The 13813-nt window shown below is 40.8% G+C and carries 17 protein-coding genes; 11 read left to right on the top strand and 6 right to left on the bottom strand.

The features are described from left to right. Positions 1-5: 5 nt before the first annotated feature. Genes moaA through PSH48_RS08940 form a run of 7 tightly spaced genes read left to right on the top strand, consistent with a single transcriptional unit; the run spans position 6 to position 4014 of the window. Positions 6-977: a GTP 3',8-cyclase MoaA gene (moaA, locus tag PSH48_RS08970; RefSeq protein WP_273611385.1), complete on the top strand. Its 972-nt coding sequence runs from the start codon at positions 6-8 to the stop codon at positions 975-977. Position 978: 1 nt separating this feature from the next. Next, entirely contained in the window at positions 979-1605 is a 627-nt protein-coding gene (locus PSH48_RS08965) for a molybdenum cofactor guanylyltransferase (protein WP_273611384.1), read from the top strand. Then, positions 1602-2141, top strand: coding sequence for a molybdenum cofactor biosynthesis protein B (moaB, locus tag PSH48_RS08960; RefSeq protein WP_273611383.1), 540 nt, complete (start codon positions 1602-1604; stop codon positions 2139-2141). The genes PSH48_RS08965 and moaB overlap by 4 nt, the downstream gene beginning before the upstream one ends. 1 nt (position 2142) lies before the next feature. After that, a complete protein-coding gene (gene moaC / locus PSH48_RS08955; RefSeq protein WP_004587754.1) occupies positions 2143-2613 on the top strand; it encodes a cyclic pyranopterin monophosphate synthase MoaC in 471 nt (156 codons plus the stop codon). After that, positions 2591-2890 (top strand): MoaD/ThiS family protein, encoded by a 300-nt coding sequence (locus PSH48_RS08950; RefSeq protein ID WP_273611382.1) that lies wholly within the window; start codon positions 2591-2593, stop codon positions 2888-2890. Before moaC ends, PSH48_RS08950 begins: the two co-directional genes overlap by 23 nt. Continuing rightward, on the top strand, positions 2890-3369 hold the full coding sequence (gene moaE, locus PSH48_RS08945) for a molybdopterin synthase catalytic subunit MoaE (RefSeq protein ID WP_024032657.1): 480 nt from the start codon (positions 2890-2892) through the stop codon (positions 3367-3369). Before PSH48_RS08950 ends, moaE begins: the two co-directional genes overlap by 1 nt. Continuing rightward, a complete protein-coding gene (locus tag PSH48_RS08940) occupies positions 3370-4014 on the top strand; it encodes an MOSC domain-containing protein (RefSeq protein ID WP_273611381.1) in 645 nt (214 codons plus the stop codon). A gap of 57 nt (positions 4015-4071) precedes the next feature. Here PSH48_RS08940 and PSH48_RS08935 read toward each other — a convergent pair whose 3' ends face one another. Further along, positions 4072-4728, bottom strand: coding sequence for a bifunctional 4-hydroxy-2-oxoglutarate aldolase/2-dehydro-3-deoxy-phosphogluconate aldolase (locus PSH48_RS08935; protein WP_264389637.1), 657 nt, complete (start codon positions 4726-4728; stop codon positions 4072-4074). Positions 4729-4984: 256 nt separating this feature from the next. After that, a complete protein-coding gene (metG, locus tag PSH48_RS08930) occupies positions 4985-7006 on the bottom strand; it encodes a methionine--tRNA ligase (protein ID WP_248442555.1) in 2022 nt (673 codons plus the stop codon). 187 nt (positions 7007-7193) lie between these two features. On the opposite strand from metG, the gene apbC reads away from it, so the two are divergent. Both apbC and dcd read left to right on the top strand, forming a co-directional pair. Then, positions 7194-8270 (top strand): iron-sulfur cluster carrier protein ApbC, encoded by a 1077-nt coding sequence (gene apbC / locus PSH48_RS08925; protein ID WP_273611380.1) that lies wholly within the window; start codon positions 7194-7196, stop codon positions 8268-8270. A 6-nt stretch (positions 8271-8276) separates the two neighbouring features. Beyond that, the gene (dcd, locus tag PSH48_RS08920; RefSeq protein ID WP_004587761.1) at positions 8277-8864 is read left to right on the top strand and encodes a dCTP deaminase; all 588 of its coding nucleotides are present in this window, start codon (positions 8277-8279) and stop codon (positions 8862-8864) included. A gap of 93 nt (positions 8865-8957) precedes the next feature. Here dcd and PSH48_RS08915 read toward each other — a convergent pair whose 3' ends face one another. From PSH48_RS08915 to PSH48_RS08905, 3 genes are all read right to left on the bottom strand, one after another. Further along, a complete protein-coding gene (locus tag PSH48_RS08915; protein WP_264389635.1) occupies positions 8958-9617 on the bottom strand; it encodes a type IV pili methyl-accepting chemotaxis transducer N-terminal domain-containing protein in 660 nt (219 codons plus the stop codon). Between the two features lie 97 nt (positions 9618-9714). Beyond that, the gene (locus PSH48_RS08910) at positions 9715-10497 is read right to left on the bottom strand and encodes a CLCA_X family protein (RefSeq protein WP_273611379.1); all 783 of its coding nucleotides are present in this window, start codon (positions 10495-10497) and stop codon (positions 9715-9717) included. Positions 10498-10513: 16 nt separating this feature from the next. Next, positions 10514-11110, bottom strand: a complete 597-nt coding sequence (locus tag PSH48_RS08905) for a tRNA-uridine aminocarboxypropyltransferase (RefSeq protein ID WP_248461377.1) — start codon at positions 11108-11110, stop codon at positions 10514-10516. A gap of 137 nt (positions 11111-11247) precedes the next feature. Here PSH48_RS08905 and PSH48_RS08900 point away from each other — a divergent pair, with 137 nt between their 5' ends. Together PSH48_RS08900 and PSH48_RS08895 are read left to right on the top strand one after the other, a co-directional pair. Continuing rightward, the gene (locus tag PSH48_RS08900) at positions 11248-11592 is read left to right on the top strand and encodes an Hpt domain-containing protein (RefSeq protein WP_273611378.1); all 345 of its coding nucleotides are present in this window, start codon (positions 11248-11250) and stop codon (positions 11590-11592) included. A gap of 264 nt (positions 11593-11856) precedes the next feature. Then, entirely contained in the window at positions 11857-13074 is a 1218-nt protein-coding gene (locus PSH48_RS08895; RefSeq protein WP_273611377.1) for a pyridoxal phosphate-dependent aminotransferase, read from the top strand. An 84-nt stretch (positions 13075-13158) separates the two neighbouring features. On the opposite strand, the gene PSH48_RS08890 is transcribed toward PSH48_RS08895, so the two are convergent. Beyond that, positions 13159-13626: a glycine zipper 2TM domain-containing protein gene (locus tag PSH48_RS08890; RefSeq protein ID WP_004587767.1), complete on the bottom strand. Its 468-nt coding sequence runs from the start codon at positions 13624-13626 to the stop codon at positions 13159-13161. Positions 13627-13813: the final 187 nt, after the last annotated feature.

Here is a 13813-nt window from a genome sequence, read left to right as displayed (position 1 = left end):
AGCATATGCTTAATGATCAATTTGGTCGGCAGTTTAACTATTTGCGCCTCTCAATTACCGATGTGTGTAATTTTAGTTGCACCTATTGTTTACCAAACGGGTATCAGTGCGATACCCCGCGTAACTTTTTAAATAAAAACGAAATAAACACCTTAGTAAATGCGTTTGCGCAATTAGGCACAAAAAAAGTGCGTATTACAGGCGGTGAGCCGTGTTTACGCAGTGACGTAACCGATATTATAAAGCAGTGTAAAAACACTCCAGGCATAGAAAAAGTCGCCATAACAACCAATGGTTTTAACTTATTTAATAAAATTGATGAGTTTTACAGCGCTGGCCTAGATGCCCTAAACATTAGTATAGATAGCTTAAACCCGAGTATGTTTAAATTAATTACAGGACACGACAAGCTAACCCATATTTTAAAAGGGATAGACCGGGCAATTGAGCTGGGCATAAAAGATATAAAAATAAATGCAGTGCTGGCTAAGCAATTTAATAAAAACCAATTGAATGATTTTTTAGACTGGGTAAAACATAAAAAAGTAACGGTACGCTTTATTGAATTAATGGAAACAGGTAATGGCGCCACTTTTTTTGAACAAAACCATTTAAGCGGGCAAAGTGTTAAAACACAGCTTTTAGCACAAGGTTGGTTACAGGTAGTAAGAGGTAAATTAAACGGCCCTGCAGAGGAGTTTTGTCATCCCGATTTTGAGGGGCGCATTGGCTTAATTATGCCCTACAGTAAAGACTTTTGTAAAAGCTGTAACCGATTAAGAGTATCGTCATTAGGCAAATTGCATTTGTGCTTGTTTGCCGAGCAAGGAATAGACTTACGCCCGCACTTAAATGCGCAAGATACGCCAGCCACTGTAAATGCAATTCAAGCGGCAATGGGCAATAAAACCATTAGCCATGAGCTTGATAAGCGCTTAACGGGCGCCACAACCCATTTAGCAATGTTGGGCGGCTAAAATGAGCAATAAAGCCGTGTTTACGGGAGTTGTACTCGCTGGTGGGCAATCATCAAGAATGGGCAGCGATAAAGCCAATCTCATTTTAAAAAATAAAACATTACTGCAAAATGCATGTGAGTTATTAACGGCAGCAGGAGCAAGTGATGTACTTATAAGCCGTAATGTACAAAGTGCTACTGCGCAATACATTGCAGATATATACCCAGGTTCTGGCCCGCTTGGCGGGATTTATTCAACCTTAATAGCAACAGAGCAAGATATACTTGTAACCGCTGTTGATATGCCATTGCTTACTTGCACTTTATTATCGCAAATTGTATCTGCAGCAAGCGATAACCCCCACTTTCAAACAAATCAGCCACAAATACATGCGTGGCACTTTGAAAATGAACCGTTACCCCTGTATATTCGTAACACCCAAAGCGTTAAACGTCATTTAAAACAATTACTCATAAACGCAAATAGTCATAAATCAATTAAACAGTTTACCCGTAGTATTGGTGTGCAAACGCTAAAATGTAATAAAGCACATGCACTTGTTAATACCAACACACCGGCGCAATTTAAAGCTGTTAACGAGCAATTTGACCAACACAAACCTAATTTATTGAGAAGAACCCTATGAGCCACACAACTGAGTCACAAATCGCATTAAACATTGCCGTAATGACAGTAAGCGATACACGCGATGAAATTACGGATACTTCAGGCCATTATTTAATTAAAGCCCTTACTGAAGCAGGCCATCACTTAGCTGATAAAGACATAGTTAAAGATGATGTTTACCAAATGCGAGCCGTTGTATCGCAGTGGATTGCCGATGACACCATTCACGCTATTTTAGTAACCGGTGGTACGGGCTTTACCGAGCGTGACTCAACACCAGAGGCATTTGCACCGCTGTTTGATAAAAGCGTAGATGGATTTGGAGAGCTATTTAGACATATTTCGTACGGCGAAATTGGTAACTCAACTATTCAATCGCGTGCGTTGGCGGGCCTTGCCAATAACACCGTTATTTTTTGTATGCCTGGCTCTACGGGCGCATGTAAAACAGCCTGGACAGGTATTATAAAAGATCAGTTAGACTCAATGCACAAGCCATGTAACTTTGCCCCGCATATTACTATTGGTAAAAAATGCGAATCGCGAGAGCAATAATATGCTGAGCCACGTAGATGAAAACGGCCAAGCAAACATGGTTGATGTATCGCTAAAAGAGGTCACTCTGCGCGATGCATCTGCCGAGGCCTACATTAAAATGAGCAAACAGGCTTTTGAGCAAGTGTTGCTTAATCAAAATAAAAAAGGTGACGTGCTAGGCGTAGCCCGAATTGCGGGTATTCAGGGCGCTAAAAAGTGCGCTGATTTAATTCCGCTTTGTCACCCGCTGGCACTGAGTAAAGTAGCCGTTGATTTTGAACTTGATGAAGCAAATAGCCAAATTAAAGTTACTAGCTACTGTAAATTGGCGGGCAAAACGGGCGTTGAAATGGAAGCACTCACCGCTGTATCTGTGGCGACCCTTACACTATTTGATATGTGTAAAGCTGCCGATCCGCTTATGGAAATACACGGTATGCGTGTAACGCAAAAAGCAGGAGGCAAGCATGGCAGCTGGCAGCGAGACTAATTTAAATGAGACTGATGCAGCGGCAGGGCATGTAAACGTACTGTTTTTTGGCCAACTAAAAGAGCGCCTAAAGTGCGATAAGTTAACCGTTGATATAGCGTATACCCTTAGCATAAAAGCGTTTAAACACATGCTGGTTGAGCAAAACCCGCACTGGCAGGCATGGCTTGAAGAGCGTGATGTATTGTGTGCGCTTAATCAAACTATGACATCAAGCGATGAGCTTGTAAAAGCAGGGGATGAACTTGCTTTTTTCCCACCAGTGACAGGTGGCTAATGAGTATAAGTATTAACGTACAAACGCAGGATTTTTCAGTAGGCGAGCAACATGGCGCACTTTGCAGTAATAACAAAAGTGATGGTGCCGTAGTGACGTTTACAGGGCTGGTGCGAGAATTTAGCAGCGGCGATAACGTAATCGCCCTTGAGCTTGAACACTACCCAGGTATGACTGAGCAACTACTGCAATCGATAGCTGAGCAAGCGCAAACACGCTGGCAACTTGCCCGCATAAGTATTATTCATCGAGTAGGCTATTTAGCGCTTGGTGAGCAAATTGTATTTGTTGGCGTAACTAGCCGCCATCGCCAAGCCGCGTTTGAAGGCGCGCAGTTTATTATGGATTACTTAAAAAACCACGCTACGTTTTGGAAAAAAGAGCATTTTAAAGACTCCTCAAACTGGGTTGAGTTTAAACAAAGCGACAAGCAAGCACTGGATAAATGGCAAAGTATCGAACAGGATGCAATTAAGTAAATGCATATAATCTCTACCAACATCTCTAAAATAAAAACGGTTGAGCATAACGGCAAAGCCATTAAAACAGGTATATTTAAAACACCAACCAATGAGCCGGTTGTTATTGAAAAGCTGAATATAATAGGTGATGAACAAGCCGATTTAGTCAATCATGGCGGGGTGGATAAAGCGGTTTATGCGTTTTCGCACAATCATTACGATTATTGGAAGCGCACCCTTAAAAATGATGATTTAGCAGTCGGTGCCTTTGGCGAAAACTTCACAATTTCAGAACTTGATGAGCAAAATATTCATATAGGCGATCGTATTCGTTTAGGTACTGCACTACTTGAAGTAAGCCAGCCCCGTGTGCCGTGCTTTAAATTGGCTATTGCACTTAATAATAAACAAAGCCTAAAACTGTTTACTCAGTATTACCACACGGGTGTTTATTTTAGAGTGCTTGAGCAAGGTGTTGCTAAAACGGGCGATGCCGTGACTTTTGAACATAAAGCTGAGCATAACATTTCGGTTAAAACGTTGTTTCAGGCCTTTTTTGATAAACACTACCCAGATTATGAAAGCGTATTATTAGCAGCACTTGAACTACCCGAGCTTGCACTTGAGTGGCAAACTAAAATCAAAAAGAAATTGGGGAGTTAAAAGAGCGTTATTAAAGCTGTATTCCCCTTAATAAAAGCTCACTTTTAGCTGTATTATTTAGTTTGTTAAGTGAGCGACCGCTGATAAGTATTTGCACACCAATTGGCTTAATGTGTCGTATTGCTGTTTGTTATTTACCGGCTTACTAAAATCGCTACTTACCGCCACTGCGCATGCCCCCGCTGCAAACCAATGGGTTAGGTTGTCTAAATTAATGCCGCCTACGGGCATTAATGGCACATCAGAAAAAGGCCCCGTTAGCGCTTTAAAGTAATTAACCCCCATACTGCCTGCAGGAAAAACCTTAATAATATCGGCGTTATACTCTATTGCATTGGCAACATCGGTAGGGGTGAGTGCGCCCATTAATACAGGTAAACCATGGCGGTGGGCAAGCTCTACCACTGCTTGATTAGTATTTGGTGTAACTATAAATTGCGCACCGGCATCAATCGCTTGTTGCGCAAGGGCGGTGTTAATTATTGTGCCAGCGCCAATGAGTGTATTTTTATAAGCAGCGCGTGCTTTTGCTATTTCTTGCTCAAAGCCAGGTGTATTTGAGGTGATTTCTAGCGCGTTAATGCCTGCATTAACTAAGCAATTAATTAAAGGGGCTACATCGCTTTGTTGCTTTAAGCGAAGTATAGCAACTAACTTATGTTGCTTTATTTGGTTGCTTATTTTTATTCTGTTGGCATTTAAAATTTGGCTCATAATGTCACTTTACTTTATTTAATCCAGAGTCAGACGTGTAACAGCAATCGGCAATAATACTTAATTATTTTGGGGCTAAACGCGTTACAAAGCTCTCACTTTGATCATTTTGAATAACTAAATAGCGAGTTTTTGTCTAGTTATCAACACGCTTTTGCACCCTCAAAATAGCACACTTAATTAAATGGATTGGTATAAACGTTTTTTTCTCATAAAAAAACCGCTGAAATATCAGCGGTTTTTTATAAGTAATAAATTACATTACACGCATGCCTGGCTCTGAGCCATCGTCTGGGTTAAGAATGTAAATTTCTTTACCGCCAGGGCCTGCAGCTAATACCATACCCTCTGACATACCAAAGCGCATTTTACGAGGCTTAAGGTTTGCAACCATTACAGTCAGTTTGCCTTCAATGTCTTCTGGTGCGTAAGCCGATTTAATACCAGCAAACACTTGGCGTGTTTCGCCGCCTAAATCCAGCGTAAGTTTAAGTAGCTTATCGGCGCCTTCAACATGCTCTGCTTTAGCAATTTTAGCAACGCGTAAGTCTACTTTTGCAAAGTCATCAAATTCAATTTCATCCGCAATTGGCTCTTTTGCCAGTGGGCTATTAGGGTCAATTGTTACTTTTGATTCTAGGCTTTCTTTTGATTCTTCAACCATTTTGTTCACTTTATCCATTTCTACACGTTGCATGAGCGGCTTAAATTTATTGATAGGGTGTGCAACAAGTGCATTTTGAACGCCATCCCATGCTAAGTCGTCATTTAAAAAGGCTTCTACGTTTGCAGCCATACCTGGTAATACAGGTTTTAAATAGGTAATTAAAACACGGAACAAGTTAAGGCCAAGCGAGCACACTTCGTGCGCTTCTTGCTGTTTTGCTTCATCTTTAATGAGTACCCATGGCGCTGCGGCATCAATAAATTGGTTTGCTTTGTCGGCTAGGGCCATAATTTCACGAATCGCGCGGCTGTATTCACGGTTTTCATAGTGGGCAGTAATGCTCGGTGCAGCAGCTTGAAATTCTTCAAGTAATTCAGGCTGCATAATTGTGCTACTTAATTTACCGTCAAACTTTTTAGTAATAAAGCCTGCACAGCGGCTTGCTATGTTTACTACTTTACCTACTAGGTCTGAATTTACACGTTGTGCAAAGTCTTCTAGGTTTAAATCAAGGTCAATAATACCGCTGTTTAATTTAGCTGCGTAGTAATAACGTAAGTACTCTGGGTCTAGGTTATCAAGGTAAGTACGTGCTTTTATAAACGTACCCTTTGATTTAGACATTTTTTCGCCATTGACGGTTACAAAGCCATGTGCAAACACGTTAGTTGGCTTTCTAAAATTAGCGCCCTCTAGCATGGCTGGCCAAAATAAGCTGTGGAAGTAAATAATGTCTTTACCAATAAAGTGATAAAGCTCAGCATCAGACCCTTCAGCCCAAAATGCATCAAAGTCGAGGCCTTTTTCGTTACATAGGTTTTTAAAGCTTGCCATGTAGCCAATTGGCGCATCTAGCCATACGTAAAAGTATTTGCCCGGTGCATTTGGAATTTCAAAACCAAAGTAAGGCGCATCGCGGCTAATATCCCACTGTTGCAGGCCATCGGTAAACCACTCATCTAACTTATTCGCCATTTCTTGCTGAATAGAGCCCGAGTGTAGCCACTCTTTAAGCATGCCTTCAAATGCTGGCAGGTCAAAAAAGTAATGCTCTGAATCTTTTAAAATTGGCTCTGCACCTGACATTACCGAGCGCGGGTTTATTAATTCGGTTGGGCTGTAAGTTGCGCCACACGAGTCACAGCTATCGCCATTTTGGTTTTCAGACTTACACGTTGGGCAAGTGCCTGTTACAAAGCGATCTGGTAAAAATATGCCTTTTTCAGGGTCGAATAACTGTGAAATAGTGTGCTTTTTAATATGACCCGCATCATTAAGGCGGTTATAAATAAGCTCACTCAGCTCTTTATTTTCTGAGCTGTGGGTGCTGTGGTATTTATCAAACTTGATGTTAAAGTCGGCAAAGTCACGCTGGCGTTCAATGCTTACATTTTTAACCATTTCTTCAGGCGTGATCCCTTGCTTTTGCGCATTAAGCATAATTGGCGTGCCGTGAGCATCGTCGGCGCAAACATAATAAGCTTCGTGGCCTTGTAGCTTTTGAAAACGTGACCAAATATCAGTTTGAATATATTCCAATAAATGGCCTAAGTGAGTAGGGCCATTTGCATAAGGTAATGCGCTGGTAATGAGGATCTTTCGCTGCGTCATAATCATTCCGAATTGAGGATAAACCACCATTTTTACTACAAAAAAGGCGGTTATCATTAATTTATCCATAAGCTTTGGACTAACGGTACGCGCAGCTTATGGATTTTTGTTAATTGACTGGTGTTAATGCCCTGAATGTTACATAATTCTGTGGCACTTTTCATCAAAGAAACGCTATTTAATTGCTATGTTTGGACTGTCGAAACTATTCTCCTCTAAATCGGTGCAAAAACAACCGATTATTACTGCCTTAGCGGCGTATCGAAGCGCGGCATTTGCCGTAGGTATTGATGAAAGTTTTATTGATACCATTTCGCAAAATGACGATAAATCAATACACATTAAAATAACGCTGCCATTTGCGGCTCAATCAGAAATGCCGTTAGTAGAGCAGCACGTAAGTGAAAGTATAAATACATCGGTTACCATAGACTCTGTGGTGACTATAAAAGAGCCTGCAAAATTTAAAGCCATTAAACACATTGTGCTGATTGCCTCAGGTAAAGGGGGGGTAGGAAAATCCACGACCGCTGTTAATTTAGCTGGGGCGCTTAAAAGCGAAGGCGCAAAAGTAGGGATTTTAGATGCTGATATTTATGGGCCATCTATTCCTATGCTTTTAGGGCTTGTGGGTGCAGAGCCACAAACCAAAGATAACAAGCTACTACAGCCATTTGATGCCAACGGCATTAAAGCGCAATCAATCGGCTTTTTAGTGCCAAGTGATGACGCAACGGTCTGGCGAGGCCCAATGGCATCGGGAGCGCTCAACCAATTATTAAACGAGACAGATTGGGGCGAACTTGATTACTTAATTGTTGATATGCCACCGGGTACGGGCGATATACAGCTAACAATGAGCCAAAAAGTGCCTGCCAGCGGCACTGTTATTGTGACGACACCGCAAGATTTAGCCCTTGCCGATGCGCAAAAAGGCATTGCAATGTTTAATAAAGTTAACGTACCTGTGCTTGGGCTTATAGAAAATATGAGTCACTACATTTGTAGCCACTGCGGTGAAGCCAACCATGTGTTTGGCAAAGATGGCGCAGAAAAACTTGCCCATAAACACGGCGTACCGGTGTTAAGCCATATTCCACTTGCCATAGATATTCGTGAATACTCAGAGCAAGGTAAATTAATCGCCAGCGATACCAGCGCGGCTATTAGCAAAACATACAGCGCAGCGGCAAGACTGATTGCCAGCACGCTTTTTTATCAGCAGCACCAACATAGTGTTGAGATAGTGATAACGCAGGACTAAGAAAAAATGAGACTCTCAGATACCCATATTAAAGAATATTTAAGTGATGGCCGCATAGTGATTGAGCCTGCGCCGACTAATGAAATGATTTCGGGTGTGACAGCCGATTTGCGTTTAGGGAACAAATTTAGAACCTTTAACGCACATAACGCAGCGTACGTAGATTTAAGTGGCCCTAAAGATCAGTTAAATAAGGCTATGGAATCAATAATGAGTGAAGAGATTGAGCTTGCCGACGGCGAAGCTTTCTTTTTACACCCAGGTGAACTGGCATTGGCCATTACCCATGAAAAAGTAACACTTCCTGCCGACATAGTAGGCTGGTTAGATGGTCGTTCATCACTTGCCCGCTTAGGTTTAATGGTGCATGTAACAGCGCACAGAATCGACCCAGGTTGGAGTGGTAATATTGTTTTAGAATTTTACAATTCAGGTAAGTTGCCACTAGCGCTGCGCCCAATGATGAAAATTGGTGCAATGAGCTTTGAAATGCTTTCAGGACCCTGCGAAAACCCATACAACATTCGTAAAGACGCAAAATATAAAGATCAAAGTAGTGCGGTAGCAAGCCGCATTAGCGACGATAACCTATAACAATATAAAACTATTAAGCGTTTAAATGGTTTTGTTTTGCTAGCTTAAACGCTTAATAATTTATACCAATGTGCATTATTGCTTACACTGATATTAAATGTGTTTTTTATTTCTGGCTTTATAAACGAGTAAAAACTCGACTAATATAGATAATAAAATAACTATAATTACAATGCCTTGAATAGTGTGTAGCCTTTTAACCCTGTCAACACTCTCTTTTTCGTACTGCATAACCACCGTATTAAACGCTTTTAAAAGCGGCTCTTTTGCTAAAGAAAAAAAGCTTTCTTGCACTGTATCTAAATTAAGTGTTTGTGTTTTTAACTTTAGTACTTCTTCAACTCTATCTGAAAACATACTTAATTTTTTATCGACATTAATAGGCTCTTTAAAATACATTGCTAACAACTCGTTAGATAGCGGGCTTTCATCGCCTAATACTTGCGCCCCATAATGCTCACTTAATAAGTATTTATGATTATTTTTTAAAGAGTTTAAAGCATTAATGGCCAGTAATTTAGAATCCTGCGAGCCATACATTAAGTACTCTAAAGTAAACATGCTCACCCGTTGCGAAAGCATTCTTTGTTGACCACTTACATTTACGAGTTTTCCAGTATCGGTTTGCGCGTCTATCACTTCATCAAGCATAAAGTGAATACAGATAGATAAAATAGCAATTACAGTTAAGGGGACAATATAAATAAAAGAAATAGCGCTGCGCTTTTTATGTTTCAAATCTGTATTCACCATGTAATTCTACTTATTTTTAAATTATTAATGCTTAAGAATAGGATAGATTAAATATAAGATTTTTCACGTAAATAAAGTTTACAAGGTAGCTTGTGGGTTATTTTGAGTTATGAAGTGCATAACCCAGTAGTTCAAAATACTTATTAAGCGCTTCATTTGCCTTATTAACATGTTGAGCACTTGGGTATATCAAGTTACTGCTTTTTAAGCCACTGACTAAAAAGCTATTTTGAATAGTGCTGTGAGCATCTATACAGGCTTCAAAGCAGCGTGCTGCAAGCTCCTCAGGCATACTCATATAATGCATGTTTTGCGCTTTATCGAACGTAATGCTGCGTTGTACGTAATTATTGGCGTTTGCGCCGCTTTCATCTAAAAACACGCTTTGGTAAAACTTATCGAGTGCACTATTTAGCGGATGGGCTAAATTAGGCGTGTTAGCAAGCCACAGCTTTGAAGCAAACCCAAAGCGAGGTTTTGCATTAAATAAATGCTCGCTTATATGGTGATCAAAGGCATGAAACCATTCGTGAGCCAATGCGCCACCGCCGGCGTTTTTTGCTAAAGCAAGGGTTTGTGAAGCTGCGTTATAATGCGCTTGTACGCCTTTTTGACCGCCATGCCCAAAGGCAAAATTTAGTTTACCGCGCAGGCCAATGGCTTTGGGCGGTAAATGTAATATTTGAGCAAGGTCGGCGAGGGCATCGTAAATTAAGTTTGCACTAATAAAATGCTCTTCTTTGGTCACCCATTTTCCTACAACCATAGATCTAAAGCCAAAGGTGTCTCTAATATCACTAAAGTCAACTTGGTCGTCAAAGCGGTAGTCTGGCCCTTTACGAATGAATCCGCGTTTTAATCTGTTTGGGTAATTACGCATTTACGTTTAATCGTGGCTAATTTAAGTAACGTGCTTTTACGTGTTCGGGCATGTGTTGGGTTTGTTTTTGTATTAATTCGTCTAATAAATTGTAAAGCGGGGCAGGGTTTAGCTGCTCTATTAACAACAAACTATGTGCAACGGCCTCAAGTGTTGAAAGGCTATCGGCTCTAGGGGCTTTTCTAATAGCGTAACGGTTTTGCGGTAACTGCTTAAAGCTCACTGTTTTAAATTTAGTGAGTAGCGGGGTCAGCTGCAAAATTTTATAGGCTTTTTTCCAGGTGCCATCAATCACGATTAAGTGCGTAATTTTACTTAAGGCTGGCTTTGGGTTTGTATCATCTAAGTTGGTGGCGTGCTCGTTAGGGTAGAGCAGTACCGTAGACTCCACAGGTAAAGAGTTGAGCATGGCAAAGTCGGTGTTATTTTCCCCTTTGATTATTTTGCAGTCAGTTAGGCTCAAATTCAGCAATTTTGCCGTGTTTTTCGCTATTTTTTCTTCACTGGGGTGTTGTAGAATAACCACGCTAACTTTATTTGTTAAACGTTTAATGGCCCCGCATATACAGGTAGAGGGCGTAAACAAACAGCGTTCACAAACTTGGCGAGTCATTAATTAAACTTTTTATTGCGAGTGTATTTTGATAATTATACATTTATAAAGTAATAAAGTTGGATTTTTTTACGCATAGATATACAGTAATACTATTAATTATAAAATGACACGGAATGTTTAGAAGGGCTAAAAATATGACAGAAGTACAAATAGATGAGGCTGCTTTAGAAAGTATGCAGTCGTTACTTGGTGAGCAGTTTAAAGATACACTTGAATTTTGCTGCAGTGAATTTGAGCGCCTTGGTAATGAAGTAATTGCAACCATTGATAACGATAAAGAAGCGGCGATTCGTCATGCCCATAGTTTAAAATCGAACGCGGCTCAGTTTGGTGCTACGAGTTTATCTGATGTAGCCCGTGATATTGAGCTTAATCTAAATCAAGATAACTTAGCGCAAGCTGTTACGGCATCTACAGATTTATTGGCGCAAGTAAGTGGTTCGCAGGCCCAATTAAGAGCGTGGGTAGAGTCTAATTAATATTATTTGTTAACGTGAATTTATTTCAGTATTAAGCAACTAATTACGCTGGCATTTTACGCCTTTACTAGGGTAGTCTTAGACTTTACTAGGGCGTGTTTGGCCTCTCGATAATAAATTTGATCACGCATTGCCCAAGGGCCACCCTTGGGCTAGTAACACAATTTTACCGAGCCCATTAGGTTATAACCCTCGCATTGTATAAAACCCACTCCTAGTTAATTATTTTTTTCCATAAAGCCAGTTCGCCCCAAAGAGGTAAAAATGTCAGATATTAAAAAGAGTCACAAATTAGAAGGTGTATGTTATGACATTCGTGGACCGGTTTTAGCGCAAGCCAAAAAAATGGAAGACGAAGGTCAAAAGGTACTAAAGCTTAATATTGGTAACCCTGCGGCGTTTGGCTTTGATATGCCAGAGGACATGCACCGCGATATTATTCGTAATTTGTATTCGGCCCAAGGCTACTGCGACTCTAAGGGGTTATATTCAGCCCGTGTAGCGGTTTATCAGCATTACCAGCAACGAGGTTTACATAACCTAGATGTAGATAATATTTATATTGGTAATGGGGTGAGCGAGCTTATTCAAATGATCACCCAAGCGTTATTAAATAACGATGATGAAGTGCTTATTCCTGCGCCTGATTACCCACTGTGGACCGCGTCAGTTAAATTAGCAGGGGGCAACCCTGTTCATTATTTATGTGATGAAGAGCAAGATTGGTTTCCGGATATTGCCGATATAAAAAGTAAAATTACGTCTAAAACAAAAGCGCTTGTACTAATTAACCCTAATAACCCAACCGGCGCGGTTTATAGTGACGATTTACTTTTAGAGTTAATTAATGTGGCGCGCGAGCATAAGCTGTTATTGCTTAGCGATGAAATTTACGAAAAGATTTTATACGATGGCATCACTCACACCTCAATTGGTGCGCTATGCGATGATGTGCCCATTATTACCTTTAATGGTTTAGCTAAAACCTACCGTGCGGCAGGTATTCGAATGGGCTGGATGGTACTAAGCGGGCGCACCTCAGCAATGGAAGATTTACGCAAAGGGCTAGATATTTTATCGTCCATGCGTTTGTGTGCCAATGTACCCGCCCAGTATGCGATACAACAAGCGCTAGGGGGCGTGCAATCAATAGATAGCTTAATCGACCCAGGCGGGCGATTATATGTTCAGCGCGATATTGCTTGGCGTGGGCTTAATGCTATTGAAGGGATAAGCTGTAAAAAGCCAAAAGGGGCGCTTTACGCGTTTGCTAAAGTAGACACGGCTCATTTTAAGGTCACTGATGATGAAAAAATGATGTTTGATTTACTAAAAGCAGAAAAAATATTATTAGTGCATGGGCGTGCATTTAATTGGCCAGAGCCTGATCACTTTAGGTTAGTGTTTTTGCCTAACAAAGACGATTTATCGAGTGCGATGCTTAAAATGCAGCGCTTTTTTAAAGACTATCGCCAAGTTTAGTTAATTCCAACTAATGCGCTGTAAAATAAAAAACGAGCTTAAATAGCTCGTTTTTTATTTACGCGATACTGCTGATACGGGCTGTTAGTACGCGCGGTCAACTCTTACGGTATTATCACTTAAATAGACCAACCGTACGTTATCACCTTTACTAAAGCGCATTGACTGGTCTTGGTCTTGTACCACCATGTATTGATCGCCGTTTTCTACCTGAATCAATAACTCTACGAGGTGTGTTTGCTTATAATAGCTTTTTTGCTGATTATTATGCGCCACGCTTCCGCCAATGACTGAGCCTAAAATAGTGGCGACGGTACGACCGCTCCCACCACCAAATTGATTACCGACAACACCCCCGAGTAGGGCGCCGCCAAAGGTTTTCCAGCCATTGTTTTTGTCTTGCACAAGCTCTTGTTCGGTAATTTTACGTACAGATTTTACATCGCCAAATAAAACCTGTTGTACAGGCACGGCTTTGTTTCGCTCATAGTTAGCAAAACTTGGTGCACTGAGTGTAAGCAATGCACACATTGCTATAGTTAAGGCTTTCATAGATGTCTCCTGTTGGTGTTACGCAAAGGCGATATTTTGCCTTTGCGTGGAAATGTATACCAATGCGCAAAAATACTTAATCATTTTGCGGCTAAACGTGTCACTACCGGTGTTAAAAATTCTCATTTAAAACAAATAAATAGCAATTTTCCTAGCTATCAACGCGTTTATCCAGCCTCAAAATAGA

This window comes from Pseudoalteromonas sp. Angola-4 (assembly GCF_028599265.1).
Taxonomy (GTDB): Bacteria; Pseudomonadota; Gammaproteobacteria; order Enterobacterales; family Alteromonadaceae; genus Pseudoalteromonas; species Pseudoalteromonas atlantica.
This window is presented reverse-complemented; position numbering and strand designations above follow the sequence as displayed.

Coding starts and splice junctions, on each gene's coding strand:
- moaA (WP_273611385.1), top strand. CDS start 6: ATGCTTAATGATCAATTTGGTCGGCAGTTTAACTATTTGCGCCTCTCA.
- PSH48_RS08965 (WP_273611384.1), top strand. CDS start 979: ATGAGCAATAAAGCCGTGTTTACGGGAGTTGTACTCGCTGGTGGGCAA.
- moaB (WP_273611383.1), top strand. CDS start 1,602: ATGAGCCACACAACTGAGTCACAAATCGCATTAAACATTGCCGTAATG.
- moaC (WP_004587754.1), top strand. CDS start 2,143: ATGCTGAGCCACGTAGATGAAAACGGCCAAGCAAACATGGTTGATGTA.
- PSH48_RS08950 (WP_273611382.1), top strand. CDS start 2,591: ATGGCAGCTGGCAGCGAGACTAATTTAAATGAGACTGATGCAGCGGCA.
- moaE (WP_024032657.1), top strand. CDS start 2,890: ATGAGTATAAGTATTAACGTACAAACGCAGGATTTTTCAGTAGGCGAG.
- PSH48_RS08940 (WP_273611381.1), top strand. CDS start 3,370: ATGCATATAATCTCTACCAACATCTCTAAAATAAAAACGGTTGAGCAT.
- PSH48_RS08935 (WP_264389637.1), bottom strand. CDS start 4,728: ATGAGCCAAATTTTAAATGCCAACAGAATAAAAATAAGCAACCAAATA.
- metG (WP_248442555.1), bottom strand. CDS start 7,006: ATGACGCAGCGAAAGATCCTCATTACCAGCGCATTACCTTATGCAAAT.
- apbC (WP_273611380.1), top strand. CDS start 7,194: ATGTTTGGACTGTCGAAACTATTCTCCTCTAAATCGGTGCAAAAACAA.
- dcd (WP_004587761.1), top strand. CDS start 8,277: ATGAGACTCTCAGATACCCATATTAAAGAATATTTAAGTGATGGCCGC.
- PSH48_RS08915 (WP_264389635.1), bottom strand. CDS start 9,617: ATGGTGAATACAGATTTGAAACATAAAAAGCGCAGCGCTATTTCTTTT.
- PSH48_RS08910 (WP_273611379.1), bottom strand. CDS start 10,497: ATGCGTAATTACCCAAACAGATTAAAACGCGGATTCATTCGTAAAGGG.
- PSH48_RS08905 (WP_248461377.1), bottom strand. CDS start 11,110: ATGACTCGCCAAGTTTGTGAACGCTGTTTGTTTACGCCCTCTACCTGT.
- PSH48_RS08900 (WP_273611378.1), top strand. CDS start 11,248: ATGACAGAAGTACAAATAGATGAGGCTGCTTTAGAAAGTATGCAGTCG.
- PSH48_RS08895 (WP_273611377.1), top strand. CDS start 11,857: ATGTCAGATATTAAAAAGAGTCACAAATTAGAAGGTGTATGTTATGAC.
- PSH48_RS08890 (WP_004587767.1), bottom strand. CDS start 13,626: ATGAAAGCCTTAACTATAGCAATGTGTGCATTGCTTACACTCAGTGCA.